This is a genomic window from Pseudomonas marginalis (assembly GCF_900105325.1).
GTDB lineage: Bacteria > Pseudomonadota > Gammaproteobacteria > Pseudomonadales > Pseudomonadaceae > Aquipseudomonas > Aquipseudomonas marginalis.
Map to the genome: position 1 here is coordinate 3,279,337 of NZ_FNSU01000003.1, position 24,808 is coordinate 3,304,144.

At 60.9% G+C, this 24,808-nt stretch carries 29 protein-coding genes; 13 read left to right on the top strand and 16 right to left on the bottom strand.

What is annotated here, in order from left to right:
* Positions 1-11: 11 nt before the first annotated feature.
* From BLW22_RS24395 to BLW22_RS24425, 6 genes are all read right to left on the bottom strand, one after another.
* Positions 12-1,793, bottom strand: a complete 1,782-nt coding sequence (locus BLW22_RS24395) for a DUF1302 domain-containing protein (RefSeq protein ID WP_074847597.1) — start codon at positions 1,791-1,793, stop codon at positions 12-14.
* Between the two features lie 481 nt (positions 1,794-2,274).
* Positions 2,275-3,186, bottom strand: coding sequence for an SDR family oxidoreductase (locus BLW22_RS24400; protein ID WP_074847598.1), 912 nt, complete (start codon positions 3,184-3,186; stop codon positions 2,275-2,277).
* A gap of 237 nt (positions 3,187-3,423) precedes the next feature.
* Complete coding sequence (locus tag BLW22_RS24410; protein ID WP_074847600.1) at positions 3,424-4,326, bottom strand: alpha/beta fold hydrolase; 903 nt, start codon at positions 4,324-4,326, stop codon at positions 3,424-3,426.
* Positions 4,326-5,108 (bottom strand): class II aldolase/adducin family protein, encoded by a 783-nt coding sequence (locus BLW22_RS24415; RefSeq protein WP_074847601.1) that lies wholly within the window; start codon positions 5,106-5,108, stop codon positions 4,326-4,328. Before BLW22_RS24415 ends, BLW22_RS24410 begins: the two co-directional genes overlap by 1 nt.
* Positions 5,109-5,261: 153 nt before the next feature.
* On the bottom strand, positions 5,262-5,948 hold the full coding sequence (locus BLW22_RS24420) for an LrgB family protein (RefSeq protein WP_065947207.1): 687 nt from the start codon (positions 5,946-5,948) through the stop codon (positions 5,262-5,264).
* Positions 5,938-6,324 (bottom strand): CidA/LrgA family protein, encoded by a 387-nt coding sequence (locus tag BLW22_RS24425; protein ID WP_065926023.1) that lies wholly within the window; start codon positions 6,322-6,324, stop codon positions 5,938-5,940. The genes BLW22_RS24420 and BLW22_RS24425 overlap by 11 nt, the downstream gene beginning before the upstream one ends.
* Before the next feature lie 98 nt (positions 6,325-6,422).
* Between BLW22_RS24425 and BLW22_RS24430 the strand changes: the two genes are divergently transcribed.
* Positions 6,423-7,319: a LysR family transcriptional regulator gene (locus tag BLW22_RS24430; RefSeq protein ID WP_074847602.1), complete on the top strand. Its 897-nt coding sequence runs from the start codon at positions 6,423-6,425 to the stop codon at positions 7,317-7,319.
* Here the strand turns inward: BLW22_RS24430 and BLW22_RS24435 are convergent.
* The gene (locus BLW22_RS24435; RefSeq protein ID WP_065925982.1) at positions 7,300-7,755 is read right to left on the bottom strand and encodes a flavodoxin; all 456 of its coding nucleotides are present in this window, start codon (positions 7,753-7,755) and stop codon (positions 7,300-7,302) included. The genes BLW22_RS24430 and BLW22_RS24435 overlap by 20 nt on opposite strands.
* Before the next feature lie 129 nt (positions 7,756-7,884).
* Between BLW22_RS24435 and BLW22_RS24440 the strand changes: the two genes are divergently transcribed.
* Together BLW22_RS24440 and BLW22_RS24445 are read left to right on the top strand one after the other, a co-directional pair.
* Complete coding sequence (locus tag BLW22_RS24440; RefSeq protein ID WP_065925981.1) at positions 7,885-8,352, top strand: PAS domain-containing protein; 468 nt, start codon at positions 7,885-7,887, stop codon at positions 8,350-8,352.
* Positions 8,353-8,411: 59 nt separating this feature from the next.
* Positions 8,412-9,017, top strand: a complete 606-nt coding sequence (locus tag BLW22_RS24445) for a hypothetical protein (protein WP_065925980.1) — start codon at positions 8,412-8,414, stop codon at positions 9,015-9,017.
* 2 nt (positions 9,018-9,019) lie between these two features.
* Here the strand turns inward: BLW22_RS24445 and BLW22_RS24450 are convergent, their stop codons facing one another.
* Positions 9,020-9,979 carry a MerR family transcriptional regulator gene (locus BLW22_RS24450; RefSeq protein ID WP_074847603.1) on the bottom strand — a complete coding sequence of 320 codons (960 nt, stop codon included), beginning with the start codon at positions 9,977-9,979 and terminating at the stop codon, positions 9,020-9,022.
* 214 nt (positions 9,980-10,193) lie between these two features.
* On the opposite strand from BLW22_RS24450, the gene BLW22_RS24455 reads away from it, so the two are divergent.
* The 6 genes from BLW22_RS24455 to BLW22_RS24480 are packed head-to-tail and all read left to right on the top strand — an operon-like array spanning position 10,194 to position 13,131.
* Complete coding sequence (locus BLW22_RS24455; RefSeq protein ID WP_065925978.1) at positions 10,194-10,754, top strand: putative antibiotic biosynthesis monooxygenase; 561 nt, start codon at positions 10,194-10,196, stop codon at positions 10,752-10,754.
* 57 nt (positions 10,755-10,811) lie between these two features.
* Positions 10,812-11,522 (top strand): dihydromonapterin reductase, encoded by a 711-nt coding sequence (gene folM / locus BLW22_RS24460; RefSeq protein WP_065925977.1) that lies wholly within the window; start codon positions 10,812-10,814, stop codon positions 11,520-11,522.
* A gap of 20 nt (positions 11,523-11,542) precedes the next feature.
* Positions 11,543-12,103: a GTP cyclohydrolase I FolE gene (folE, locus tag BLW22_RS24465; RefSeq protein ID WP_025858052.1), complete on the top strand. Its 561-nt coding sequence runs from the start codon at positions 11,543-11,545 to the stop codon at positions 12,101-12,103.
* 2 nt (positions 12,104-12,105) lie between these two features.
* Positions 12,106-12,477, top strand: coding sequence for a dihydroneopterin triphosphate 2'-epimerase (folX, locus tag BLW22_RS24470; RefSeq protein ID WP_003194073.1), 372 nt, complete (start codon positions 12,106-12,108; stop codon positions 12,475-12,477).
* Between the two features lie 23 nt (positions 12,478-12,500).
* Positions 12,501-12,797 carry a DUF1244 domain-containing protein gene (locus tag BLW22_RS24475; protein WP_027607644.1) on the top strand — a complete coding sequence of 99 codons (297 nt, stop codon included), beginning with the start codon at positions 12,501-12,503 and terminating at the stop codon, positions 12,795-12,797.
* Complete coding sequence (locus tag BLW22_RS24480) at positions 12,790-13,131, top strand: HopJ type III effector protein (RefSeq protein WP_065925976.1); 342 nt, start codon at positions 12,790-12,792, stop codon at positions 13,129-13,131. The genes BLW22_RS24475 and BLW22_RS24480 overlap by 8 nt, the downstream gene beginning before the upstream one ends.
* A gap of 96 nt (positions 13,132-13,227) precedes the next feature.
* Here the strand turns inward: BLW22_RS24480 and trxB are convergent, their stop codons facing one another.
* On the bottom strand, positions 13,228-14,190 hold the full coding sequence (gene trxB / locus BLW22_RS24485; protein ID WP_025858049.1) for a thioredoxin-disulfide reductase: 963 nt from the start codon (positions 14,188-14,190) through the stop codon (positions 13,228-13,230).
* 294 nt (positions 14,191-14,484) lie between these two features.
* Here trxB and cysZ point away from each other — a divergent pair, with 294 nt between their 5' ends.
* Positions 14,485-15,249 (top strand): sulfate transporter CysZ, encoded by a 765-nt coding sequence (cysZ, locus tag BLW22_RS24495; RefSeq protein WP_074847605.1) that lies wholly within the window; start codon positions 14,485-14,487, stop codon positions 15,247-15,249.
* A 54-nt stretch (positions 15,250-15,303) separates the two neighbouring features.
* Positions 15,304-16,482 (top strand): glycosyltransferase family 4 protein, encoded by a 1,179-nt coding sequence (locus tag BLW22_RS24500; RefSeq protein WP_074847606.1) that lies wholly within the window; start codon positions 15,304-15,306, stop codon positions 16,480-16,482.
* A gap of 855 nt (positions 16,483-17,337) precedes the next feature.
* Here the strand turns inward: BLW22_RS24500 and BLW22_RS24505 are convergent.
* The 7 genes from BLW22_RS24505 to rplU form a co-directional block, all read right to left on the bottom strand.
* The gene (locus tag BLW22_RS24505) at positions 17,338-18,441 is read right to left on the bottom strand and encodes an NADH:flavin oxidoreductase (protein ID WP_065925973.1); all 1,104 of its coding nucleotides are present in this window, start codon (positions 18,439-18,441) and stop codon (positions 17,338-17,340) included.
* Between the two features lie 194 nt (positions 18,442-18,635).
* Positions 18,636-19,118 carry a glutathione peroxidase gene (locus BLW22_RS24510; RefSeq protein WP_065925972.1) on the bottom strand — a complete coding sequence of 161 codons (483 nt, stop codon included), beginning with the start codon at positions 19,116-19,118 and terminating at the stop codon, positions 18,636-18,638.
* 101 nt (positions 19,119-19,219) lie between these two features.
* Positions 19,220-19,684 (bottom strand): CreA family protein, encoded by a 465-nt coding sequence (locus tag BLW22_RS24515; protein ID WP_027607650.1) that lies wholly within the window; start codon positions 19,682-19,684, stop codon positions 19,220-19,222.
* Positions 19,685-19,700: 16 nt separating this feature from the next.
* Positions 19,701-20,819, bottom strand: a complete 1,119-nt coding sequence (proB, locus tag BLW22_RS24520) for a glutamate 5-kinase (protein ID WP_065925971.1) — start codon at positions 20,817-20,819, stop codon at positions 19,701-19,703.
* 109 nt (positions 20,820-20,928) lie between these two features.
* Positions 20,929-22,152, bottom strand: coding sequence for an Obg family GTPase CgtA (gene cgtA / locus BLW22_RS24525; RefSeq protein WP_015885843.1), 1,224 nt, complete (start codon positions 22,150-22,152; stop codon positions 20,929-20,931).
* A gap of 194 nt (positions 22,153-22,346) precedes the next feature.
* Positions 22,347-22,604: a 50S ribosomal protein L27 gene (gene rpmA / locus BLW22_RS24530; RefSeq protein ID WP_003176049.1), complete on the bottom strand. Its 258-nt coding sequence runs from the start codon at positions 22,602-22,604 to the stop codon at positions 22,347-22,349.
* A 34-nt stretch (positions 22,605-22,638) separates the two neighbouring features.
* A complete protein-coding gene (rplU, locus tag BLW22_RS24535; protein WP_003176051.1) occupies positions 22,639-22,953 on the bottom strand; it encodes a 50S ribosomal protein L21 in 315 nt (104 codons plus the stop codon).
* Between the two features lie 239 nt (positions 22,954-23,192).
* Here rplU and BLW22_RS24540 point away from each other — a divergent pair, with 239 nt between their 5' ends.
* Positions 23,193-24,161, top strand: a complete 969-nt coding sequence (locus BLW22_RS24540) for a polyprenyl synthetase family protein (protein ID WP_065947210.1) — start codon at positions 23,193-23,195, stop codon at positions 24,159-24,161.
* Positions 24,162-24,346: 185 nt separating this feature from the next.
* Complete coding sequence (locus BLW22_RS24545) at positions 24,347-24,688, top strand: zinc ribbon domain-containing protein YjdM (RefSeq protein ID WP_017254008.1); 342 nt, start codon at positions 24,347-24,349, stop codon at positions 24,686-24,688.
* Positions 24,689-24,808: the final 120 nt, after the last annotated feature.

The following is a 24,808-nucleotide window of genomic DNA, read 5'->3' on the forward strand; positions in this document are numbered from 1 at the left end:
TTTAAGCCAAATCAGAAGTTCACGCCGAAGCTGAGGGCGAGGAAGTCGCGGTCGGTCAGGGTGTTGTAGTCGCCGCCAAAGAAGTCGGTGTAGCTGAGGCTGGCGGTGTAGGTGCTGCGATAGTCCGCATCCACGCCGACGCTGAGGGCCTTGGCGCCTTTATTGAAGATCCCGTTGGGCCCGTAGCCGGCCACGTCATGGGACCAGGACAGGTTGGGCTTGAGGTTCACCCCGAAGAGCGCGTTGTTGTAGTCGAGGATCGCCCGCGCGCGGTAGCCCCAGGAGGTGGAGGTGACAAAACCGTCGGTGTCACCCTGGAAACCGTAGGCGCCATAGACCGAATCACGGCCGTAACGCAGTTTGGATTTGTCCTCCAGGCCCGCCACGTGCACGACGGCCGCCTCGCCTACCAGGGTCAGGCGTTCGGCGCCGAGGACCTGGTCGAAGAACTGGGTCATGGTGCTTTGGATCTGAGTGATTTCCTTGCGGCGGTAGCCCTTGTTGTCGTCACCGAAGTTGCTGCGGATGGGTGAAGCGAGTTGGCCGGCGATCGGATTGATCAAAGCCAATGTCAAGTCGGTGGTGTTCAACTGCACCGGGGCATTGGGCCGGTAGCTGATTTCCCCGGTCCACGCGGTGCCGGTGGGCAAGGTGGTGGAGAAGCTCGCGCCGAACAGGCGGATGTCTTCCGGGTAGTCGAGATAGTACTGGCCGCGGCCGAGCATGGTGCTCTGGGCCAGGGCCGAACCGAAGCCCGCCGGAGCAGCCGCCGCGATACCACCGATGGTCGCCAGATTGGTGTTGGCGGTAATCGTGCCCACAGTCGGCGTACGGCTGTGGTAGTTCATGAAATACAGGCCGTACTCCGTGTCATCGCCCAGCCAGCGCAAGGCTGCACCGAATTGGCCGGAGTCCCGTGCATCGCGATCACCGGCACGCTGCACCACCACACCTTCGCGGGTCACCACAAAGCCTTGGCCGCGAGCCGCTGCGATCGGTTGGAGCGGAGCAATCGCCGGACTACCCACCGTGTAGTTGCCGGTGCAGCCATCCGCCGCCACGTCATTGCCAAAGAAGGTGCCGCAGTTATCCAGCACCGTCTGGTCCCACTCCAGCTGGTAGAAGCCTTCCACGGTCAGTTGGTTGGTCAGGCTCTGGGACGCGAACAGCATGTTGACCGGGATCAGCCCTTCCTTGATCTCGGCACCGGGCCGACGGAACGCCGACACGTCAATCGGGTTGATGCTGTTGATGGAGTTGCCGATGAAGGTACTTTCGCCCCAACTGACCACCTGCTTGCCGGCACGCACGGTGCCCGGCAGGTCGCCCAGGGAGTAGTTGTGGTAGACGAACGCATCGAGGATCTGCGCGCCGCTGGACTTGGCGCCTTCCTTGCGGTTGTGGTCGCTGATCTGCTTGAACTCGCGGTCTTCGTCCTTGAGTTCGAAGTCGTACCAGTATTTGCCGCGCACGAACACACCGGTATCGCCGTATTTCAGCTCCAGGTCATGCAGGCCTTTGAAGATCTTGGAGAAGGTCTCGCCCTTCTTGAAGTTGAGACGCCCGTCATCCCCCGTGGAAGCCTGGCCCGTGCCGCCATTGACGGTGCCCACGAGCTTTTTATCGGCATCGCGCATGCCCCAGCTCGAGCCGACCGACAGCGAGGAGTCGAATTGCCCTTCGATCTCGCCAATGTTGAAGGAAACAGCCTGTGCCTGGGCACAGCAACCCAACGCAACCGCAGCGGCCAGCGCCTGTGGCGTGAAGATGGCGCGCATTGTTGTTTTTGTCATGCGTCTTCCCCGGTGAGTGACAGAAGGCCTCACCCTACTGCCGCGCATCAGGAGCGATAAGCGCACCAAGGAGGGATTCGCTCTATCGCTCGAAAGGATGACAAGCCGCTCTGGCCGGGGTGTGGGCGGGCCCATGGATTGGGTGGATGGCGGGTTATCAGGGGAATGGATGGCTCGCCCTCAAACTGTTGCGCTTTCAGTAACAGTCCTTGTCATGAATCGGGATTACTCATTTTGTAACAACCGACTATTCTTGCCTCGCTTTCAGGGCAAACAGCCCGTTTCCCCATCGGGAAGAACAGCAGACTCGAATGGATTGATGCCTGTTTTCAATCTGTTACCCGTGTTCACTGACGTTGATTTGTCGCTCCTTGATCCAACGTCTGACTTCAGCCGCTGCGTTTGCAGCGGCTTTTTTTTGCCTGAAATAAAACGGGGCGCCATCAGCGCCCCGTGGGATTCAAGCTTTTTCAAGCAACGATCACAGGCTGTACTTCTGCAAGTTCGCCATCATCTCCTTCAACGCTTCGATGTTGTCGTTGGGGTGGGCTGCGCCTTCAAAGTCGCAGATCTGCGCCCAATGCGCCGCCACATCATCGGGGGAGAACCCGGCTTCAGGGTCGAAGCCCACGCCCAGGCTGCGCTCCCAGCGGGTCTTGCCGATCCAGCCGCCACCGACCTCGAACAGCCCGGACGTTTCCTGGCACGCTTCGCTGCCCAGGTACACCACCAGCGGGCTGACCAGTTCCGGCTTGAGGCGCTCGAACACTTGCGGCGGGATCAGGCCTTCGGTCATGCGCGTACCGCCGGTAGGGGCAATCGCATTGACCAGGATGTTGTTCTTGCGCCCTTCCAGGGCCAGGGTGCGGGTCAGGCCGTACAGTCCGAGCTTGGCCATGCCGTAGTTGGACTGGCCGAAGTTGCCGTAGATGCCCGAGGTGGACGCGGTGAAGATCACCCGGCCGTAGCCTTGCTCACGCAGGTGGGGCCAGGCGGCGCGGGTGACTTTGTAGGCACCTTCGACATGCACCCGGTAAACCAGGTCCCAGTCGGCGTCGTCCATTTTGTGGAAGGTTTTGTCGCGTAGGATGCCGGCGTTGTTGACCACCACGTCGATGCGGCCGAAGACGTCGAGGGCGTTCTGGACGATCTTGTCACCGTCGGTGACAGAGTCATGGTTGGCCTCGGCGACACCGCCCGCAGCACGAATCTCGGCCACCACTCGGTCGGCGGCGGACGCATTGGCGCCCTCGCCCTGGGTAGAGCCGCCGAGGTCGTTGACCAGGACCTTGGCCCCGTGCCTGGCGAACAGCAGCGCATGGGCCCGGCCCAATCCGCCGCCGGCACCGGTGACGATCACGACCTTATCCTGGAACTGCACTGACTCACTCATACCGAACTCCGCTGGCGACAATGGGAATGGTTCGAGTGTCCGGCAACGCGCCTGCGGTCACAATAAATACGGCGGAGGCTGAATGGTGCTCGATAAGGCTGGGGGATGATGACTCGTCTCTCAGTAGGAGCGAGCTTGCTCGCGAAAAATCCCAGAGCGCCGCGTGGTGTCAGGATTCCCACGTTATCGTTGACGATTTTCGCGAGCAAGCTCGCTCCTACAGAAAAGGATTCGGGATCAGGAATAGGCCACTTGCGAGGCCGGCTGCCGGAGCCGATCACGAAAGGCCTGGTAGTGCCTGAGCACCTGCACCGGCGCCTCGATCTGCGGGTAGTGGCCGATATTGGCCAGCAACACCGTGTCGGCGTCGGGCACCAGTTGCTGGTAACGCTCGACCATATGCGCGCCGGAGATCGGGTCCACTTCGCCGTCGATCACCCGCAACGGCACTTCGCCGCGCTGCATGGCGGCGACCCAGCGATCACGCAGGCGACGGCGCTGGGGGACGTAGGCGATCAGTTTGTGCAGGATGCGCGTGCCGTCGTTGACGTTGATCAGGCTCCAGAAATCATCCAGGGCACTTTCACTGGGGCGGGTGTCGGGGCCGAATATCTGGCTGAAGTTGTCCGCCAGGGCATTGCGCCCGAAGGCGCGGCCGATCATCCAGCCCAGGGGGCTGAGCAAGAGTTTTTGCACCAGCGCCAGGCGATGGGTTTCGGGGAACAACCCGCCATTGAGGAACACACAGCTGGCCATCTCAAACCGGCCTTCGTAGTGCCGGGCCAGGAGTTCCTGGGCGACGCTATCACCGTAGTCGTGGGCCAACACATGCACCGGCTGTTCCACTCGCAAGTGTTCGAGCAGGGCCTGTTGCAAGTCCGCCTGTTCCAGCAGGCAGTAATAGTGGTCCAGCGGCTTGGCCGAGTCACCGAAGCCGAGCATGTCGCAGGCGATCACCAAGTGCCGCTGGGCCAGGGGCTGCCACAGGTAATGCCAGTCCCAGCTGGCCGTGGGGAAGCCATGGATCAGCAGCAGCGGTTCGCCCTGCCCGGCCACCCAATAGCGAAGGGTACGGCCGCGAAAGACGAAATCCTGGCCACGCTTGCGCCAGACTCTGAGCGGGATTTCGGCGAGTGGCATCAGCGGTTATACCCCGGGTCTTGCAGGTCCAATTTGCGCAGCAAGGCCGGCCAGGCCAGCGCGCCGCCCATGCCTTGGGCGCTCTTTGTGACAGCCGCCACCATCGCCTTGGCACCGGCAAGAATCTGCGGCCCGATGGCGATCAATTCGGCGCCGCCGCTCTGCGCCAGCACCTGAATATCGCAGGCGCGCTGGAAGGTGAACATCATCAGAAAGGTGTCGGCAATGGTACTGCCGCAGGTCAGCAGGCCATGGTTGTGCAGCATCAGGAAATTGCTATCCCCGAGGTCGGCCTGCAAGCGGGCTTTTTCTTCGTGGTTCAAGGCCACGCCTTCGTAGGCGTGATAGGCCAGGCTCGACAGCACGAATAGCGATTGCTGGCTGATGGGCAACACGCCCTGCTTCTGCGCAGCGACGGCCACCCCCGCGGCCGTGTGGGTGTGCAGCACGCACGTCACATCATGGCGAACTTCATGGATGGCACTGTGAATGGTGTAGCCCGCCGGATTGATTTCGTAGGGGCTGTCCATCAGTTTGTTGCCGGCCTGATCGACCTTGACCAGGCTGGACGCGGTGATCTCGTGGAACATCAGCCCATACGGGTTGATCAGGAAATCATCGGTGCCCGGCACCTTGGCCGAGATATGGGTGAAGATCAGGTCATCCCAGCCATGCAGCGCCACCAGGCGATAGCAGGCCGCCAGGTCGACGCGGGTCTGCCATTCGGCAGCGCTGACCTGGTCTTTGACATTCTGCGGCGATAGAACGGGGGCTAGGCTCACGGCGATGACCTCCTTGGCGCACTGTCTTATTGTTGTTTTTTTGTGTGATGGGCCAGTCTAGTCAGACCTCATGGCCGCCGGAGTTGCCTTGGCAGCCAGCTTGATGACCGAGCGGGTCAGTTCAGAGAATAGTTGAGGTTTGTTTAAAGCGCGTCAGAGAAGTGCCGCCAGAAAAGGCACGGCAAACAGGTTGAGCAACCCCGTCAACACCATCACCAGGCCGGCGACCGAGCCCTCTTCGCCGCCCACTTCATGGGCGCGGCTGACACCTGCACCGTGGGCGCCCACGCCAAACAACGCGCCACGTGCCAGGGGTGTCCGCAGCGGCAGCCATTTGAGCAATACACCACCGAGCATGGCGCCGAACACACCGGTGAACATCACGAACACCGCCGTCAGCTCCGGCACGCCGCCCAGGTCGGAAGACACCGGCATGGCGAACGGTGTGGTGATCGAGCGCGGCACCAGCGACAGCGTCACCGCACCGTCCAGCGCCAGTGCCTTCGCCAGGCCGAACGAAGTCGCGATCGACGCCACACTGCCCGCCACCATACCCAGCAGCAACGCCGGCCAGTGCCGCGCCAGCAAGCGGCGCTGCTGCCAGATCGGCACGGCAAACGCCACGGTCACCGGGCCCAGCACCAGCATCAGCCAGTGGGTGTCGGTGGCGTATTCGGCATAGGCGGTGTGCATCGGCACGGCCACCGCCAACAACAGTGCCGGCACCAGGATCAGCGGCGACAGCAGGTAGCGCCCGGTACGCCGGTAGAGCCAGCGGCTGAATACGTAGGCGCCCAGGGTCAAGGCGAGCCAGAACACCGGCATCAGTTCAAGCTTCATGGCGCAACCTCCAGCGGCACACGGCTTCCACCGTAAATGCCGTGACCAGCATCACCGCCAGCGTGCTCAAGCCGATCACCAACAGGATGCGCCAGCCATCGTTGCGCAGCAGGCCGCCGTAATCGAGCAGGCTCATCAGGGCCGGGATGAAGAACAGCAGCATCTCGGCCATCAACACCCCGGCGCCCAATTGCAGTGCCGCCGGCTTGACCAGGCCGCTGGCGAACGTTGCCAGCAACAGGCCCAAGCCCACCACGCCACCGGGAATGGGCCAGGCCAGCCAGGTCGCCAACTGGGTGCCCAGCAGATAAATCGCGAGCAGCACAACCAATTCAGTCAGCAAACGGCCAAGGTGTTTGAAGGAAAAACGTTTCATGGGCTTTGGGTCCTCGCAGGCCCCCATTTTAGAGCGCGGCCTTCCATCCCCACAGCGAATTGTTAGACTGCCAACCATTCCAAACTGGAATCAGGCCGATGGAATTCAAACAGCTGCGCAGCTTTGTCGAAGTGATCCACCGAGGGGGCTTTACCCAGGCAGGGAAAACCCTGCATATCAGCCAGTCCGCCGTCAGCAAGCAAGTCGCGCAATTGGAGCAAAGCCTGGGCACGCCGCTGCTCGACCGCATCGGCTCGCAGACCCGCCTGACCGCCGCCGGCCAGGTCGTACTGCAACGCGCCGAAGCCATGTTGCGCCTGCAAGCCGAACTGCTGAGCGAGCTGGACGATATGCAGCAGCTCACCCGCGGCGAGTTGCGCCTGGGCCTGCCGCTGCTGGCGGGTGACACGCTGTTCGCCGGGTTGTTTGCCGAGTACCGCCGGCGCTACCCGAACGTCATCATCCAGTTGCTGGAGGGTGGCAGCCGCAATATCGAACAGGCCATCCTGAGCGGTGAGCTGGAAGTGGGCGGCAGCTTGAAACCCAATGACCCGGCGTTTGCCTGGCAAGCCTTTTGCGATGAACCCCTGGACGCACTGCTGCCGATTGACCATCCCCTGGCGGACAACGCCCAGGTGCGCCTTGAGGAATTGGCGGACACGCCGTTCCTGATGTACCAGCGCAGCTTTGTGCTTAACGACCGCCTGATGCAGGCGTGTCAGCAGTTGGGTTTTACCCCGAAGGAAATCGGCCGCAGCGGCCAGGCGGACTTCCTCGCAGCCTTGGTGGCCGCCGGCCAAGGCGTGGTGCTGCTGCCCAGCGTGGTCGCCCGTGGGCTGGTGCGACCTGGGGTGGTGCGCCTGACGTTGAAGGCGCCCGACTACCTGCGCTGGGACATTGCCTTTATCTGGCGTGAGGGCGCCTACCTGTCGAAAGCCGCCCAGGCCTGGCTGGCGTTGTTACGCGAGTTTCCGGTCAAGCGCGCAGTGCAGTGACCAGCTCGGCCAGCCATGGCTCGGCGTCGGCTTCCGGGGTGACGCTTTCGCTGGCGTCCAGGCGCAGCATCGGCAGCACTTCACGCACACCCAACTCGCCGAACAGCTCGCGCATTTGCTCGCCACCGCCACAGAAGGTGTCGCCGTAGCTGGCATCGCCCAGGCCGATCACTGCGCCGGGCAGGCCGCGCCAAGCGGCGGGCAGTTGGTCGCGAATGGTTGAATACAGGGGTTGCAGGTTGTCGGGCAATTCGCCCATGCCGGTGGTGGAGGTCACCGCCAGAAAGGCTTGCGGACTGAAGGCTATTACATCCGCCAAGGTCGCACGGGGATTGTGCCAGGCCTCAAAGCCGGCCTTGTTGAGGAGGTCGGCGGCGTGGCGCGCGACTTCTTCAGCCGTGCCGTACACCGAGCCGGAAAGGATGGCGACTTTCATCAATCTGATCCTGTAGTTGAGCGAAAGCCTGGGATATTAGCAGCTGGCGCAAATATTTCGGCGCCCGCCGTGCAAGATTCAAGGCATGTCTTAAACTGCCCACTCCAATCACAAGCCATGGACCGCTCAATGATTAACGCCAAGCTGATGCAAATGGTGATCAACGCTTCCAACGACGGCATCGTCGTCGCTGAAAGAGAAGGCAAGGACAAGCCGCTGATCTACGTGAACCCTGCATTCGAACGGCTGACCGGCTACACCCTCGACGAAATCCTCTACCAGGATTGCCGCTTCCTGCAATCCGGCGACCGCGACCAGCCGGCCCTGATGGCCATCCGTGACGCGTTGGAGAACGGCGGTGCCTGCCGGGAAACCCTGCGTAATTACCGCAAGGACGGCAGCCACTTCTGGAACGAACTGTCCCTTTCAACGGTTTACAACGCCGCGGACAAGCAGACGTATTTCGTCGGTGTACAAAAGGACGTCACGCTCCAGGTCAAGGCCCAGCAGCGTGTCGCGCAGCTGGAAAGTGAACTGGCCGAGGTCAAGGCCGAGCTGGCAGCGCTCAAAGCGACAAGCGGATTAAACAAAATTTAGAAACTGCGGCCATAACAGCGGATAATGGCACTTTAACACCCCTCCATTGAGCAAGCACGATGCAACGCAATGCGCTTCTGACCCAGGATGAGCTGGATTTCATTCAGAGCATGCAGCACAACCCGCAACTCAACCTGCGGGATGCTTCGTCGAGCCTGACCGTCAACGGCGGTGCACAGATTCGCGACTTGCTCACCCGCCTGGCCGCCCACGACCACCTCACCATCCAGGCGCAGTTCGACAACCAGCAACTGACCTTCCCCCTGCATCTGGTAGAGGATGAGTTCAATGCGGTGCATCTGCGTTTGGGCGTGCCGAGTATTTTCGAAGACGGGCCAATGATACGCCCGTGGCGCCTGGCGCTTGAAACGCCGGTGGCGCTGGAGAATATCCGTGGCGCTGCTGGCGCCCTGCGGGTGCATGAAGTGTCATTCAAGGGTGTGCTGGTGGAGATTCGCGGCCGGATCAAGCCGCCAAAAACCTTTTCCCTGTGGTTCAGCCCGTCGGGCTACGAACGCATCGCGCTGCGCGGCGCATTCGAGCGGGAAACGGCGCGGGGTTTGTTTGCCTACCGCTTGAGCCAAAGCGACGTGGATGAAACCGAGCGTCTGCGTCAGTTCATCCTGCACCAGCACCGCCTGGTCCACCCGCACATGCATGCCTGAAATCAGGTATCCAGCCCGCCGCTGAGAAACTGTTGCAAGCGCCGCCGCATCAAGCGACCTTCATTGCCCAGGCAGCCGATGGACGTGCCGGCCAGGCCGTCCTCGGCAAGATCCGACGCCGCACCTGCAAGCAGCAGCGGGCAATCCAGGGTCAACGCCAAGCGGTTCAAGCGCCCCGCAAGATCATGGTTATGCGAGTAATTGGAGAAGAGGATCAGCGCCTGTGGGTGAGTCTTCTCGCAGACCAGCGTCAACTCGTCAAACGGCTGTCCCATGCCCAGCACTTTCACGGCCAGGTCATCCCGGCTCATCAAGAGCGCCGCCACCAGCAACTCCAACTTGCGGCACTCACCCGCCATGGCCGCCAGCAATACCCGCGGCACGGGTGAAGCACACGCCAGTTGCAGGCGCTCCAAGGCACGTACTCGCAGGAAGTTGTCGAAGAACAACCACTCGCTGGCCTGGCCAAAACGCCCCTGATGACGCAACAGCTCATTCCACAGGGGCATCAGAATGTCCTGGAACACCACGTCGAGTGGGTAGGTCGCCAGGACCTGCCCATACACACGTTCCATCTGACGGTCGTCGAAGTCGCTGACGGCCTGCATCAACCGCGCCTGCCACTGCGGCCATTCGCTTTCCTCGACCGCATCGCGCTGCGCACGAACGGCTTCGGCCTGCTGATCGTCGCGAGCGAGGATCTTGCCCACTTTGCTCACGGCGACGCCGCGCTCGATCCAATCGAGAATACGATGGACTGTCTGTATATCGGCCTTGGAATAGAGGCGATGCCCACTTTCGGTGCGCGTGGGCTGTATCAGCCCATAACGGCGCTCCCAGGCACGCAGGGTGACCGGGTTGACGCCTGTCAATCTCGAGACTTCACGGATCGGAAACAGCTCATCGGAATCAGTGGAATCCAGATGCGAAACACTTTCAAGCGGAGCAGTAATCACGGGCATTTTTGACCAAAAAACCAACGTTAACTGGGCGCTCATTTAACCCCTTTACACCTGTCTTTTTCAAGTTTCCCGCTTTTCGGACCAATGTCGCTGGTGTATTCGGGTAAAACAGGAATAATCCTTGCCTGCTTTTTACACGTCGCTGCAACACCCCGCAGCTTCGTCTGTGCGCCACCTACACGGTCCAGTGCACCCGTACATTTGGAGATACACAATGTCTACCTCTCCCGTCACCTTGATGGTTGCGCGCCGCGTGGCCAAAGGGCGCTATAAAGAACTGATGGCCTGGCTGCGCGAAGGCGAGCAATTGGCCACCGACTTCCCCGGTTACCTGGGCTCCGGCGTGCTGGCCCCACCGCCCAATGACGATGAATTCCAGATCATTTTCCGCTTCGCCGATGAGAAGACCCTGCACGCCTGGGAGTTTTCCGCCTCACGCAGTGCGTGGTTGAGCCGTGGCAGCGATTTGTTCGCCGACCCGTCCGAGCACCGTGTACGGGGCATCGATGGCTGGTTTGGCGCAGCGGGTGCGCGTCCGCCACGCTGGAAGCAGGCGGTGGCGATCTGGCTGGCGTTTTTCCCGGTGTCGCTGCTGTTCAACTTCGTCCTGGGGCCGCTGCTCAGTGAATTCGAACTGGGGCCACGTGTGCTGGTCAGCACAATGGCACTCACGCCCTTGATGGTGTACTGGTTCATTCCGCTGTCGACCCACCTGCTGGCGAACTGGCTGCACCCAGCGCCAGCCCCGCGCAAGGCCTCCGAAGCGGCGGCGTGAGTACAGGGGCGGCCCGTCGCTGGTATGATTTGCGCCTGCCAGCGACGCGAGCCTCCCATGACTGCAACGAACGCCCCGATCCTGATCACCGGCGCCGGCCAGCGTGTCGGCCTGCATTGCGCCGAGCGCCTGCTGGACGAAGGCCAGCCGGTGATTTTCAGCTACCGCAGCGAACGCCCCGGCGTGCAGGCCCTGCGTGAGCGTGGCGCAGTCGGCGTGTTTGCCGACTTCTCCACCGAAGCCGGAATTCTCGCGTTTATCGCTGAACTGAACAGCCAAACCCAAAGCCTGCGTGCGATCATCCACAACGCTTCGGCCTGGGTCGCAGAGGCGCCGGGCGACGAAAGCCGTGCCTTTACCGACATGTTCAGCGTGCACATGCTTGCGCCGTACCTGATCAACCTGCATTGTTCACCCTTGCTGCAACGCTCGACACCTGCCGACATCGTGCATATCAGCGATGACGTGGTGCGCAAGGGCAGCCGCCAGCACATCGCCTACTGCGCCACCAAGGCCGGGCTCGAGAGCCTCACGCTGTCGTTCGCCACGCAGTTTGCGCCGCTGATCAAGGTCAACGGCATCGCCCCGGCGATGGTGATGTTCAACGAAGGCGACGACGCGGCCTATCGCACCAAGGTGCTGGCCAAGTCGGCCCTGGGCATCGAGCCTGGTCCCGAGGTGATCTACCAGAGTGTGCGTTACCTGCTGGACAACCCCTATGTCACCGGTACCACCCTGACCGTCAACGGCGGGCGGCATATCAAGTAAGCCGTTTGTGAGGATGTTGTATGACCTTATCTCTGCCCCACCATTACCGCGAGATCCTCAAGGGCCTGGGCGAAGACCCGGAACGCGAAGGCTTGCTCGACACCCCCAAGCGTGCCGCCAAGGCCATGCAGTACCTGTGTCATGGCTATGAACAGAACCTCGAGGAAATCGTCAATGGCGCACTGTTCGCCTCCGACAACGACGAGATGGTGATCCTCAAGGACATCGAGCTGTATTCGCTGTGCGAGCATCACCTGCTGCCCTTTATCGGCAAGGCCCACGTGGCCTATATTCCGACCGGCAAGGTGCTGGGCCTGTCGAAGCTGGCGCGTATCGTCGACATGTTCGCCCGGCGCCTGCAGATCCAGGAAAACCTCACCCGGCAAATCGCCGACGCCATCCAGGACGTGACCCAGGCCGCCGGTGTGGCCGTGGTGATCGAAGCCAAGCACATGTGCATGATGATGCGCGGCGTGGAAAAACAGAATTCAACCATGAACACCTCGGTGATGCTCGGCGCGTTCCGCGAGTCGAACACCACGCGCATGGAGTTCCTGCAACTGATTGGACGGAGCAAGTAGCAATGCCACAACTTCAACCAGGCATGGCGCGCATCCGGGTCAAGGACCTGTGCCTGCGCACCTTCATCGGTATCAATGAGGACGAAATCCTCAACAAGCAGGATGTGCTGATCAACCTGACCATCCTGTATGCCGCCCAGGAAGCCGTGCGCGACAACGACATCGACCACGCGCTGAACTACCGCACCATCACCAAGGCCATCATCGCCCACGTGGAAGGCAACCGCTTTGCCTTGCTGGAGCGCCTGACCCAGGAACTGCTGGACCTGGTGATGAGCAACGAATCGGTGCTGTACGCCGAAGTCGAAGTGGACAAGCCCCATGCGCTGCGCTTTGCCGAGTCGGTGTCGATTACCCTGGCGGCCAGCCGCTAACCCCTGAATTGTCAGTGAGCCCTATGAACGATCAACAACGCCTCGAACTCGAAGCCGCCGCCTTCCGCCGCCTGGTGGCGCACCTGGACAGCCGCAAGGATGTGCAGAACATCGACCTGATGAACCTCGCCGGTTTCTGCCGTAACTGCCTGTCCAAGTGGTACAAGGCCGAGGCCGACGAGCGCCAGATCGAGCTGAGCCTCGATGACGCCCGTGAAGTGGTGTACGGCATGCCGTACGCCGAGTGGAAAGCCCAATACCAGCAAGAAGCCAGCGCCGAACAACAGGCGGCGTTCGCCAAAGGAAAGACCCATGACTGATTTGAACACCCTGCGCGCCAGCCTCGACAGCGGCGCACACGTTTTTGCCGACACCCTGGCGTTTGTCGCTGCCGGTTACGATTACCAGCCGCAGGCCTTCACCAACGGCGATGTGGAAAACGCTGCCGGGCAGAACGAAGGTTCGTGCAAGACCTTGGGCCTGGCGCTGCTGGAAGGCTTGAGCGACCAGGAAGCGCTGCTGGCGTTTGGCGAGCATTACCGCTCGGTGGTGGCCACGCCTGAGGGCAGTGACCATGGCAATATCCGCGCGTTGATTGCCCATGGGTTGGCAGGTGTGAAATTCGCCGCCCAGCCACTGACCCGCAAATCCTGAGTCAGATGCAAATGTGAGAGAGGGCTTGTCCCTCCCAGATTTAAATTGCACCCATAAAAAAACCGGCCTCGCAGCCGGTTTTTTTATTTCAACAATTTAGAACGCAGCGTCCTTCAAACCGTCGAGGTAACGCTCGGCGTCCAGGGCCGCCATGCAACCGGCGCCGGCCGAGGTGATGGCCTGGCGGTAGACGTGGTCGGCCACGTCGCCGGCAGCGAAGATGCCTTCGATGTTGGTCGCGGTGGCGTTGCCTTCACGACCGCCTTGCACCACCAGGTAACCGTCTTTGGCTTCCAGCACGCCTTCGAACAACGATGTGTTCGGGGTGTGGCCGATGGCGATGAACACGCCGTCGACTTTCAGCTCGTCGAAGCTGCCGTCGTTGTTTTTCAGGCGAGCACCGGTCACACCCATGTTGTCGCCCAGGACTTCATCCAGGGTGGCGTTGAGCTTGAGGATGATCTTGCCTTCGGCGACACGGGCGTGCAGCTTGTCGATCAGGATCTTCTCGGCGCGGAACGTCTCGCGACGGTGAACCAGGGTCACGGTGCTGGCGATGTTGGCCAGGTACAGCGCCTCTTCCACGGCCGTGTTGCCGCCACCGACCACGGCGACCGGCTTGTTGCGGTAGAAGAACCCGTCACAGGTGGCGCAAGCGGAAACGCCCTTGCCCATGAACGCTTCTTCCGATGGCAAGCCCAGGTAACGAGCGCTGGCGCCAGTGGCGATGATCAGTGCGTCGCAGGTGTAGACGCCGCTGTCGCCGGTCAGGCTGTAAGGTTTTTTCGAGAAGTCGACCTTGTTGATGTGATCAAACACGATCTCGGTTTCAAAGCGCTCGGCGTGTTCTTTCATACGTTCCATCAGCACCGGACCTGTCAGGCCGTGGACATCGCCCGGCCAGTTGTCGACTTCAGTGGTGGTGGTCAACTGACCGCCCGCCTGCATGCCGGTGATCAGCAGCGGCTTGAGGTTGGCCCGGGCAGCGTAGACGGCAGCGCTGTAACCGGCAGGGCCGGAACCGAGAATAATCACTCGCGAATGACGGGTATCAGACATGACTCACTCCTATCGACCGCCCGGACTACAAGACGGCTGGAATAAAAAAGGGACCACGAAGCACTTGGGGAAGGCTTTAACTCGCAGGCCCTGAAAAATAATGGGTGCAGCGTATCGAGGGGGGCAAGATTAAGGAAATACGGAATAACAATCCAGCTCATAGGCGGTCTCTATGCAGTCAGGCCGATTAATCGACGCCTTTGTTACCGTTGATGTCGTCACACCGACCACGCTTTCGCCTTGAAGGCAAAGCCGGTAAGGTCGGCGCGTTCGTCATCCTGCTCGGAGTTCTCCATGCCCGCCCCTGTTCTTTCCGGCCCGCAATACCTGCGTGAAGGCCTCAAACTGGTGCTGAGCCCCGGCCTGCGCCTGTTTGTGTTGCTGCCGCTGGCGATCAACCTGGTGCTGTTCATCGGCTTGATCTACTTTGCCGGCCATCAGTTCAGCCTGTGGGTCGACCACTTGATGCCGACCCTGCCCGGCTGGCTGAGCTTTCTGAATTACCTGCTATGGCCGCTGTTTGTGGTGCTGGTGGTGCTGATGGTGTTTTTCACCTTCACCATGCTCGCCAATATCATCGCGGCACCGTTCAACGGCTTTCTTTCCGAGAAAGTCGAAGTGGTGGTACGGGGTACCGATGACTTCCCGGCCTTCAGCTGGGGCGAACTGATTGAAATGGTTCCGCGTACCCTGGCCCGGGAAATGCGCAAGCTGGGCTACTTCCTGCCACGGGCCATCGGCCTGTTTATCCTGTCGTTCATTCCGGTGGTCAACCTGATCGCCGCGCCACTGTGGTTGCTGTTCGGCGTGTGGATGATGGCGATCCAATACATCGACTACCCGGCCGATAACCACAAGCTGGGCTGGAACGAAATGCTCGCCTGGCTGCGCCAGAAGCGCTGGCAGAGCATGAGCTTCGGCGGCATCGTCTACCTGGTGCTGCTGGTGCCGGTGGTCAACCTGTTGATGATGCCGGCGGCAGTGGCCGGGGCGACGTTGTTCTGGGTGCGCGAACAGGGCGCCGAGGCCATGGCGACGCCGAAAGTGGTCAAGTCATAAATCCATCATCTGCATGACACAATGGCGACATGGCCCACGGCGACACTGTGGGTCATGACGACAGCTTCGCTCCACATCACTCTCATCACCGAAACCTTCCCGCCAGAGATCAACGGGGTGGCCAATACCCTTGGCCGCCTGTGCGAAGGTTTGCGCGCGCGTGGCCATCAAGTCGAACTGGTTCGCCCGCGCCAGGGCGCCGATGCAAGCCGGCCCAGCGATGATGGCTTGCTGCTCTGCCGTGGCTGGCCGCTGCCGGGTTACCCAGGCCTGCAATGGGGCCAGTCGTCGATGCACAAGTTGCTGCGCCGCTGGACACGCCAGCGCCCCGACGTGCTCTACATCGCCACCGAGGGCCCGCTGGGGCTGTCGGCGCTGCGGGCGGCGCGGCGCCTGGGAATCAGCGTGGTCAGCGGTTTTCACACCAATTTCCAGCAGTACTCCAACCAGTATGGCCTGAGCCTGTTAAGCCGCATGGTTACGCACTACCTGCGTTGGTTTCATAACCGTTCGAGCTTGACCCTGGTGCCCAGCGCCAGCCAACGCCTGGAACTGGAGCGTCGGCATTTCGAGCGCCTGGGGATGCTGGCGCGCGGGGTGGACAGCCAATTATTCCACCCGGCCAAGCGTGACAACGCACTACGGGAAAGCTGGGGCCTGGAAAACGACGATATTGCCGTACTGCACGTGGGGCGCCTGGCCCAGGAGAAAAACCTCGGGCTGCTCAAGCGCTGCTTTGACGCGCTGCAGGCAACTTATCCACGGCGTCGGCTGAAACTGATCATCGTCGGCGATGGCCCGCAACGCCCGATGCTCGAGCGCGACCTGCCCGACGCGGTGTTCTGTGGCACCCAGCGCGGCGAAGAACTGGCGCGGCATTACGCATCCGGGGATGTGTTCCTGTTCCCCAGCCTGACCGAAACCTTCGGCAATGTGGTGCTCGAGGCCATGGCCTCCGGGCTGGGTGTGGTGGCGTACGACCAGGCGGCGGCGACCCAGCATATCCGCCATGGTTACAACGGTGTGCTGGCCATGCCGGGTGATGAGGACGCGTTTTGCGATGCGGCCAGATGGTTGCTGGAAGACAGCGAACATTTGCGCAGGGCCCGCCTCAATGCACGCCAACATGCGAGCCGCCAGGGCTGGCCGGCGATTATCGAGCAGTTCGAGAACCAGTTACGCGATGTGTGCGCAGAACATTTGGCAGCTTCAACACTGCCTGACATTCGTTGAACCCTCTACGAATGACGTAGGCCAATTCCCGGTCCTGCCTGCCTACCCCTTGAATATTGGTTTCAACGGTAGGAATCCCTGCTTGGGACTGCCTGAATCGGCACGCCACAACAGGATATTTCCGGAACGTCGAACGAATTATCACCACTGATATGACACCTGCCGTAAGAGGGGGTGTGTCCCTGTGAAACACACTCGAACGAGGCAGGTCATTCATGCTGAAAAACTAATAGAGAGCACTATGTCGACACTGATAAATGGATCAATGGCGCTGAGATTCCAACCATTCAACCCCTCCGCATGGGCATCCCCATCCGGAAGCGGTCAAAACCACCAGAACCACGCAAACACTGGCTGGAACCGCCCGCAACCTTCGCGCCCGCAAAACAACTGGCAAACGGCGCAGAATGACTGGCAACGCCCATCGCACAACCATGACAACCGCCCGCAGTCCACACGCCCGCAAAACGCCTGGCGGCCGGCGCAGAACGACTGGCAACGCCCACCGCACAACCATGACAACCGCCCACAGTCCACACACTCGCAAAACGCCTGGCAGCCGGCGCAGAACGACTGGCAACGCCCGCAGCCCACTGACCGCCTTCCACTACCTGGGGGTACGCGCCCAAACCAGGAGCAATGTTCCGTCAGGCCACCTCAATGGGCACGTTCCGACCAGACGGACAGCACTTCTAGCTTTAATCCATATGGACCAAGGACAAGGCAATAAGCATTGAGGCGAATGATGGCCTGAACACAAGCGGAAGGCCGGGTATTCAATACCCAGCCTTTCGCCTGAAACAGCTAAACCCTCACGCTCAGCCGTCGATAGTGAACGCAGGCCTGGGCTCCCCCCTACACCAGGGTCGTCAACGCCTCGCGACTGAACGGCAGAATGTCGCCTTCACGACCTTCACGCACCTTCACGGCCCAATCCGGATCCACCAGCAGCGCACGGCCAACAGCGACCAGGTCGAACTCGTCGTTGTTCAAGCGCTCCAGCAGCTTTTCCAGACTGGCCGGTTGGGCAACCTTGTCGGTGTTGACCATGAACTGCAGGAATTCGCCATCCAGGCCGACACTGCCCACGGTGATCGTCGGTTTGCCCGTGAGTTGGCGGGTCCAGCCGGCGAGGTTGAGGTCGGAACCTTCGAACTCCGGCTCCCAGAAACGACGGGTGGAGCAGTGGAAAATATCCACACCGGCATCAGACAACGGCTTGAGGAATTCACCCAAGGCCTCGGGGGTTTGCACCAGGCGTGCGGTGTAGTCCTGCTGCTTCCACTGGGAGAAACGCAAGATGATCGGGAAGTCCGGGCCGACGGCGGCGCGGGTGGCCTGGATCAACTCGATGGCAAAGCGCGAACGGTTGGCCAGGCTGCCGCCGTATTCGTCGGTGCGCTGGTTGCTGCCTTCCCAGAAGAACTGGTCGACCAGATAGCCGTGGGCGCCATGGATTTCCACGCCGTCCATGCCGATGCCCTGGGCATCCTTGGCGGCTTGGGCGAACGCGGCAATGACATCCTTGATGTCCTGGGTGGTCATGCCGTGGACGACCACGTTGCCATCCTTGAGTTTTTCCATCGGGCCGTAGGCCGGCACACTGGCGTCAGGCTCGGTACCGATGCGGCGCACACTGCCCACGTGCCAGAGCTGCGGGACAATCTTGCCACCTTCGGCGTGCACGGCATCGACGACCTTCTTCCAGCCGGCCAGCGCCGCCTCGCCGTAGAAATGCGGGACATTCGGGTAGCCATTGGAGGCTGGGTGACCAACCACGGTGCCTTCGGTAATGATCAGGCCCACGCCGGCAGCGGCACGGCGGCGGTAGTACTCGATGACCTTGGAATCAGGCACGCCACCTGGGGAAAACGAACGGGTCATCGGCGCCATGACCACACGGGTCGACAGCTGCAGTGCACCGAGCTGGAACGGTTTGAACAAGGCTTGGACAGGCATGGGAGCACTCCGCGGAAGACGAGGTTTATGATGCGGATAATATGAGGAGTGCAGCGTGCCGAATAGCACTATTGATTTGGGTGATTAAGGGGTATGAAAGCAGCGGCCAGCTGCAAGCTTAAAGCTGCAAGAGCCGCGCATGTGCTTCTACTTGCAGCTTCAAGCTTACAACTTGAAGCTGCACCGACAGGTGCTCAATTCAGGGCTTTTTCGATAGCCTGCACGACCGTTGGATCATCCGGTGCGGTGCGCGGCGAGAAACGCGCGAGGACCCGGCCATCCTTGCCCAGCAGGAATTTCTCGAAATTCCAGGTGATATCCCCTGGAAACTCGGCGCCCTCGCCCGCCAGCAAACGGTACAGTTGGTGACGCTCAGGGCCGTTCACATCGAGCTTGCTGCCCAGGGGGAAGGTCACGCCGTAGTTCAGGCTACAGAACTCGCGGATTTCTTCCTCGGTACCCGGTTCCTGGCCTGCAAACTGGTTGCACGGCAGGCCAAGCACGGTAAATCCCTGGTCCTTGTACTGCTGATAAAGGTTTTCCAGCGCAGCGTATTGCGGGGTCAGGCCACACTTGGAGGCTACGTTGACCACCAGCACAACGTGCCCCTTGAAGGGCGCCAGCGGCAGCTCTTGTCCGTCCAAAGCTTTGAGTTTCAGGTCGTGGAAAGCACTCATGACGAACTCCAGATTTCCCATGTTCTTAGCAAAGCAGCGCTTCGAGATTACAACCCGCAAGCCTGCAATCATAGACGCCGATTGCAAAACTTGCCTGCGGATTACTGAGCGGTCGGCCACGGCAGAATAGGAATCGCCGTCACCGCGTTCTGCGGGCTGCCTTCGATCAAGCGGTCACTGTAGACCAGGTACACCAGGGTATTGCGCTTCTTGTCGAGGAAACGCACCACCTGCATGGTCTTGAACACCAGCGAGGTGCGCTCCTTGAACACTTCGTCGCCGTCCTTGAGCTCGCCCTTGAAGCGAATCGGGCCGACCTGACGGCAGGCGATCGAGGCTTCGGCACGGTCTTCGGCCAAGCCCAGGCCACCTTTCACGCCGCCGGTCTTGGCGCGTGACAAATAGCAGGTCACGCCGTCGACCTTGGGGTCATCGAACGCTTCGACCACAATCCGGTCGTTGGGGCCGACGAACTTGAACACCGTCGACACCTGGCCAACTTCTTCGGCCGAAGCCAGCAGCGGCAGGGCCAGCAGCAGGCCGAGCAATCCCTTCATCACGCGCATCGTGTATTCCCTTTGTTTAGACCAGGATCAGGTTATCGCGGTGAACCAGTTCCGGTTCCGCCATGTAACCCAAGAGTCCGACAATCGCGTCAGACGATTGTCCAATGATTTTCTGCGCTTCCAGGGCGCTGTAGTTGGCCAGGCCACGGGCGATCTCACGACCGTCGGGCGCCACGCACACCACCATCTCGCCACGGCGGAAGCTGCCCTGCACCAACTTGACGCCCACCGGCAGCAGGCTCTTGTGGCCCTGAGACAACGCCGACACCGCACCATCGTCGAGCACCAGGGTGCCGCGGGTTTGCAGGTGCCCGGCCAGCCATTGCTTGCGCGCCGCCAGCATGCCGCGTTCGGGCGACAGCAACGTACCGATGCGCTCACCCGCCTTGAGGCGATCCAGCACACGCTCCAGGCGCCCACCGACGATGATGGTGTGGGCCCCGGAACGTGCTGCCAGGCGTGCTGCGCGCAACTTGGTCTGCATGCCGCCACGCCCCAGGGCGCCGCCGACGCTGCCGGCCACGGCGTCGAGCGCCGGGTCATCGGCCCGCGCTTCGTAGATCAGTTGGGCATCGGGGTTGTGGCGCGGGTCGGCGTCGAACATGCCGTCGCGGTCGGTGAGGATCACCAGCAGGTCGGCCTCCACCAGGTTGGCCACCAGCGCGGCCAGGGTGTCGTTATCACCGAAACGGATCTCGTCGGTGACCACGGTGTCGTTCTCGTTGATCACCGGGATGACCTTAAGCTCCACCAACGCACGCAAGGTGCTGCGGGCGTTGAGGTAACGCTTGCGGTCGGACAGGTCATCGTGGGTCAGCAGGATCTGCGCCGTGTGGCGGCCATGCTCGGCAAAGCTGGATTCCCAGGCTTGCACCAGGCCCATCTGGCCGATGGCGGCGGCGGCTTGCAGTTCGTGCATCGCGCTGGGTCGCGCGGTCCAGCCGAGGCGGCTCATCCCGGCGGCAACCGCCCCGGACGACACCAGCACCAACTCGACACCCGCCTCATGCAAGGCCACCATCTGCTCGACCCAGACGCTCATGGCTGCACGATCCAGGCCTTTGCCATCTGCCGTCAGCAGCGCACTTCCGATCTTTACGACCCAGCGCTGCGCACCTGTCACTTTGCTCCGCATCATCTTCAACCTTAGATAGAGGGCCGCGCGACCCAGCGCTGGCCATAACGTTATACCCGGATACCAAAACGCCGCTCCAGGGAGCGGCGTTCGAGTTTATCGCAACCTATCAGTCGCGCACGTAAATGATTTCCGGACCGTCTTCATCATCCACGTCTTCTTCGTCCCAATCATCGTCGCCGATATCATGGACCGACTTCACGCCGCTGCGACGCAAGGCACGCTGGTCGTCCAGGGCCTGCAACTGGGCACGGGCCTCGTCTTCGATCTGCTGATCGAGTTCGGCGAGTTCGGCCTTGAATACCGGGTCGGCCGCCAGACGGTCGGCACGGTCTTCCAGGTAGCGCATGATGTCGCGGGTCAGGCGCTCGGTGCCTTCTTTGGCGATCGCCGAGATCACGTAGACCGGACCTGTCCATTCCAGGCGATCGACGATTTCCTTGACGCGCTCCTCGTGCTCTTCCTCGAGGATCTGGTCGCACTTGTTCAGCACCAACCAGCGATCACGCTCGGCCAGGGCCGGGCTGAACTTGGTCAGTTCGCTGACGATCACTTCGGCGGCGTCCGGTGCACTGGTGTCATCCAATGGCGCCATGTCGACGAGGTGCAGCAGCAAACGGGTGCGGGACAAATGCTTGAGGAAGCGAATCCCCAGGCCAGCACCGTCGGAAGCCCCTTCGATCAGGCCGGGAATGTCGGCGATCACGAAGCTTTTCCAGCGGTCGACGCTGACCACGCCCAGGTTTGGCACCAGGGTGGTGAACGGGTAGTCGGCGACTTTCGGCTTGGCGGCCGACACCGAGCGGATGAAGGTACTTTTGCCGGCGTTCGGCAGGCCCAGCAGGCCCACGTCAGCCAGTACTTTCATTTCCAGCTTCAGGTCGCGTTGCTCGCCCGGCTTGCCCGGCGTGGTCTGGCGCGGTGCACGGTTGGTACTGGACTTGAATCGGGTGTTACCCAGACCGTGCCAGCCGCCCTGTACAACCATCAGTTTCTGGCCGGCCTTGGTCAGGTCGCCAATCACTTCCTGGGTCGCGGAGTCGATGATCGTGGTGCCGACCGGTACACGCAGTACCAGGTCTTCGCCTTTTTTACCGGTGCAGTCGGTGCTGCCGCCGTTGGAGCCACGCTCGGCATCGAAGTGCCGGGTGTAACGGTAGTCGACCAGGGTGTTGAGGTTTTCGTCGGCCATCATGTAGATGGAACCGCCGTCACCGCCGTCACCGCCGTTAGGGCCACCGTTTTCGATGAATTTTTCGCGACGGAAACTCATGCAACCGTTACCGCCGTCGCCTGCTTTTACTCGGATGGAAACTTCATCAACGAACTTCATAACAAAACGCCTCTCGCCGCATGGACGAGCTTAAGAAACCAAGACATAAGACTCTTGCAAAAATGAGCGCAGGGACCTCAATCAACAGCCGCAAATCCAGCTGCTTGAGCCCATTACAAACAGCTTTGCAAGAGACTCACTCCACAAACGAAAAAGCCCCGTCGCAAGACAGGGCTTTTCCAGCGATCGCGCAATTAAGCGGCGACAACGCTCACGTAACGGCGGTTGAACGCGCCTTTTACTTCAAACTTGATCACGCCTTCGATTTTCGCGAAGAGGGTGTGATCTTTACCCATGCCAACACCGTAACCGGCGTGGAATTGGGTGCCGCGCTGACGCACGATGATGTTGCCCGGAATGATTTTCTGGCCGCCATACATCTTAACGCCAAGGCGTTTGGCTTCTGAGTCGCGACCGTTACGGGTACTACCACCAGCTTTTTTGTGTGCCATGAGTCAATTCTCCTAGTGAGGAATTAGGCTGAAATTAAGCCTGAATACCGGTGATTTTGATCTCGGTGTACCACTGGCGGTGGCCCATACGCTTCATGTGGTGCTTACGACGACGGAACTTGATGATGCGGACTTTATCGTGACGACCTTGGGAGATCACTTCAGCCACAACGGTAGCGCCAGCAACAACTGGAGCGCCGATGTTCACGTCATCGCCATTGGCGACCAACAGAACGCGATCAAAGGTAACGGATTCGCCGGTAGCGATTTCCAGTTTTTCGATCTTCAGGTATTCACCTGGGGCGACCTTGTATTGCTTGCCACCAGTAACAATTACTGCGTACGACATGGTATTTCTCCGATAATCCTGCTCACCCAGCGCTTTATAAGAAGAGGTATTGGCTGGCATGGCTGCATGGGATGGACGTCCCGAATGCAATTGCGTAAGGCAGGTGCTGCCCAGGAAGTTCAGGGTGCGCGATTGTACGCAAGGTAAATGGGTGTTGCAAGTGGCCGTCTATCGCGCCTTGACACTACGGGGTCAGGGTCCTAGCATGCCGCGCAACCCTTCTGGAGCGACTGTCGCTGATGCAACCCCAAGCTTTCTACCGCGCGGTCGCGGACGATTTTAGCGCCGTCGACGGCATCATCAAGCAGCAGCTGACGTCTAAAGTGCCGCTGGTCTCCAAAATTGGCGACTATATTACGTCGGCGGGCGGTAAACGCCTGCGTCCTTTATTAGTGCTGCTGTGTGGCAAGGCCCTGGGCCGCGAAGGCGATGACCTGCGCCTGCTGGCCGCCACCATCGAGTTCCTGCACACCGCGACCCTGCTGCATGACGACGTGGTCGACATGTCCGGCATGCGCCGTGGCCGCGAGACCGCCAATGCGATGTGGGGCAATGCCCCGAGCGTGCTGGTGGGCGACTTCCTGTACTCGCGCTCGTTCGAAATGATGGTCGAGCTGGGCTCGATGCCGGTGATGAAGATTCTTTCCCAGGCCACGCGCATCATCGCTGAAGGCGAAGTGCTGCAGCTGTCCAAGGTTCGCGACGCCAGCACCACCGAAGAAACCTATATGGAAGTGATTCGCGGCAAGACCGCGATGCTCTTCGAAGCCTCCACACACAGTGCCGCCGCGCTCTGTGGCGCGACCGCCGAGCAGGCCGAAGCCCTGCGTACCTTTGGCGACCATCTGGGCGTGGCATTCCAGCTGGTGGACGACCTGCTCGACTACCGTGGCGATGCAGAGACCCTGGGCAAGAACGTCGGCGACGACCTGGCCGAAGGCAAACCGACCTTGCCGCTGATCTACACCATGCGCGAAGGCACGCCGGAACAGGCGGCACTCGTGCGCAAGGCGATCCAGAAAGGCGGGATCGAAGACCTGGAGGCCATCCGTGCTGCCGTGGAAGCTTCCGGCTCCCTGGAGTACACCGCGCAACTGGCGCGTGACTACGTGGCCCGTGCGATCAAGTGCCTGCAAGCCCTTCCGGCCAGCGAGTACCGGGATGCCCTGGTTGAGCTGAGTGAGTTTGCGGTCGCCCGTACTCACTAAGCCATACCTACAATGTGGGAGGGGGCTTGCTCCCGATCGCGGTGGATCAGCCAGTCGATATATCGGCTGGAACACCGTCATCGGGGCAAGCCCCCTCCCACATTTGGATTTCATACAGCCTGCAACATCACAAAACCCTATATAATGTGCGACTTTTAGTCATCCCTGAATCTCAAGGAGCTTTAGTGAGCACGTTGCCACCCTGCCCGAAATGCAATTCCGAATACACCTATGAAGACGGCGCCCAGCTGATCTGCCCGGAATGCGCCCATGAGTGGTCCGCCAATGGCGAGGCCGAAGCAGCCGGCGATGAAACCGTGAAGAAAGACTCTGTGGGCAACGTCCTGCAGGACGGCGACACCATCACCGTGATCAAAGACCTCAAGGTCAAGGGCACGTCCCTGGTCGTGAAGGTCGGCACCAAGGTCAAGAACATCCGCCTGTGCGACGGCGACCACGATATCGATTGCAAGATCGACGGTATCGGCCCGATGAAACTCAAGTCCGAGTTCGTGCGCAAAGTCTGAACCTGCTGCATCCATCCCGCGCCCGCGCGGGATGGCGTTTTGCCCTCCCTGTTGACCCCTCGCAATATCCACACAGAAAAACCAGGAAACTGCCAATAGGCACTTGCTATTCTACGAATA